The organism is Mesorhizobium sp. M2A.F.Ca.ET.067.02.1.1 (genome assembly GCF_004023285.1).
In the GTDB taxonomy this organism is placed as follows: Bacteria; Pseudomonadota; Alphaproteobacteria; order Rhizobiales; family Rhizobiaceae; genus Mesorhizobium.
This window is the reverse complement of record NZ_RZSB01001309.1, coordinates 1-746: the sequence shown is the minus strand read 5'-3', so window position 1 is coordinate 746 and position 746 is coordinate 1. Positions and strand designations below refer to the sequence as shown.

1 protein-coding gene is annotated in these 746 nt (G+C 62.2%); it reads left to right on the top strand.

What is annotated here, in order from left to right:
• Nucleotides 1-746 (top strand): lytic transglycosylase domain-containing protein (locus EOA28_RS37505; protein WP_128315929.1); only part of this gene is annotated, 746 nt, incomplete at both ends.

Sequence of the window (746 nt, the reverse complement as noted above, 5' to 3'; positions counted from 1 at the left end):
GCCCAGATCGCCGTCATCGATGGTTCCAATCTGGATCAGCGCGCGCAGGACGAAGAGCACAGCACGAAATCGCACGATTCCAAATCGGACGAGAAGGAGAAGAAAAAGAGCCTCGTTTGCACCTATACGAACAAATACAGGTCGCAAATGTTCAGCCGCTCCCCTGGCGAGGCGCTGAGCCGCGACGCCGAGAACGCAAAGCTCATCCGCTACTATGCGCAAAAATATGGCGTTCCGGAGGGGCTGGCGCTGTCGGTCGCCTACCAGGAATCCCGCCTCGACAGCTGCGCCGGTTCGCACACCGGTGTCAAGGGCGTGATGCAACTGACGAAGGGAACGGGCCGGCAGCTCGGCTTCGATCGCGATATCAACGAGCAAAACATCGAGGGCGGCGTCAAATATCTCGGCAAAGGCGTCGCGCAGTGTGGCGCCAGCAACTACAGTTGCCTGGCGAGCTTCTATAACGGCTCGAACGCCGCCGAACAGGCTGGGTGGGCCTCGGGCGTCGGCCGATGGCACGGCTATTTCAACAGTTACGTCTCTAGCGGAGAGGCGCCGGCGGCGTCCCCGCCGGCGATCAGCATCGTGACATCAAGCGGACCGGGCGGGTCTGCCCAAAGCGGCGCCCTCGATTCCGTCTCCAAAGCCGCGGCCGACCTTGACGGGAGCTCCGCACAGATGATGTCCAATTCCTCGCGGATCGACGCGCTCGCCGGCGGCGTCGGACAGGTTGGCGAATACAAGGA